This is a genomic window from Xanthomonas euvesicatoria pv. euvesicatoria (genome assembly GCF_020880415.1).
Taxonomy (GTDB): Bacteria; Pseudomonadota; Gammaproteobacteria; order Xanthomonadales; family Xanthomonadaceae; genus Xanthomonas; species Xanthomonas euvesicatoria.
Genome location: NZ_JAJIUJ010000116.1, coordinates 1 through 1,313, shown reverse-complemented (window position 1 = coordinate 1,313; position 1,313 = coordinate 1). Strand labels below are relative to the sequence as shown.

The 1,313-nt window shown below is 62.2% G+C and carries 1 protein-coding gene; it reads right to left on the bottom strand.

What is annotated here, in order from left to right:
* Positions 1–6 precede the first annotated feature (6 nt).
* The gene (locus tag LN450_RS20565) at positions 7–1,146 is read right to left on the bottom strand and encodes a hypothetical protein (protein ID WP_011348645.1); all 1,140 of its coding nucleotides are present in this window, start codon (positions 1,144–1,146) and stop codon (positions 7–9) included.
* Between the last annotated feature and the right edge of the window lie 167 nt (positions 1,147–1,313).

The following is a 1,313-nucleotide window of genomic DNA, read 5'->3' as shown; positions in this document are numbered from 1 at the left end:
GGTCCGTCAGTTGGACGTCGCAACAGCTTCTCTGTCAGGGAACCACTGCGGCAACTGCTCGGCGAATTTCGCTGCGCATTCGTCGCTGTAGGCTTGTGCGGCTGCTTTGACCAACGCGTAATCGTTGGCTTCCCATTCTTCCAGCGAGGCAGTACGCGGTGTCGGCGCGCAGTCCAGACTGACCGGGCTCGCCTTGTGCTTCAAGAAGCCGCTGCGCTCCCCACCGATCGTCACTGCGTAGCGCAGCTCGTAAGGCGACTTGGTATCGGCCAGGCTCTGATACACCAGCAGCCAGTCCGACATCAACACCTGCAACGGGAACGGTTCTGCGGGTACGGCCCGCGGATGCCCGGTGAAGTAGGTCTTCAAATGCGCGTTGACCGCATCGCGCTGCAATTGATAGCCGGGATTCCCCAGGGCCTCCATCTTTTCGCCTTTCAGCTGATCTTTTCCGAAGGCAGAGACCGCAACACCGCGCGCGAACAGGCTGGTGGCAATCTGCAAACCGACGACCATCCCGGTATGTCCGCGGCGGACGACACGCAGCATTTCGTCGCCGTTGGGCAGGCCGTTCGAGCCCACCCGCATGCTCGAATGCAATGGGAGCTGCAAGGCCCAATCTGCCGAGGGCGTCATGGCAACGCCTGCATCGGACTGCGGACTTGGTTGCGCCTGTGTTGCGGCAACCGCCACAGTGCCTGCAACTGCAGCAGCCGCATAGGCAGTTGCCGTGGAGAAATCTCCGCCTGCAAACGCAGGCACCACCGCAGTGGCTTCGGTCACGCGCGCAGCGGTACAGAAGGTACCAGCCGCCCGCATCTGCGCCTCATGGAAGTCAATGCCGTTGATCTGGTGCACGCCGGCATCCTTGCCGTACTGCTCCACCAGCTTGCCGATCAATGCATCGGACGGCGATTGCTGTTCGCAGACCTTGGCAGCTGCGATGCGCGACCAGGCGAATTGCAGCGCAGGATCCCAGCCCATCGCATCTTCGCCCACGAATCCGTGGTCGTAGTGATACGCATAAATGGCAGGGTCGATCTCCTGCAGCGTCATTCCGCCCTGTCCGGCATAGCCCAGCGGCACGTCTTGCGCAACAGCAAGCCCCGGCAGTGCCAATAGCACCGCCGCGATACACGTCTTCATGAATCCCTGTCCCTATGGATAAGTGCGACGCGCTGCATGTCCCCCATGCAGCGCGACCGATGCGCCACCGCTCGCACACGACGGCTTCCCACATGCAGGGCGCTGATCGACGGGTAATGGCACAACGCACCCGGCCGTTCGTCCTGCAGGGATAGTGTGCCCGCACA

What these genes read in the sequence shown, in the direction of transcription:
- LN450_RS20565 (WP_011348645.1), bottom strand. Translation starts at nt 1,146, where the DNA reads ATGAAGACGTGTATCGCGGCGGTGCTATTGGCACTGCCGGGGCTTGCT.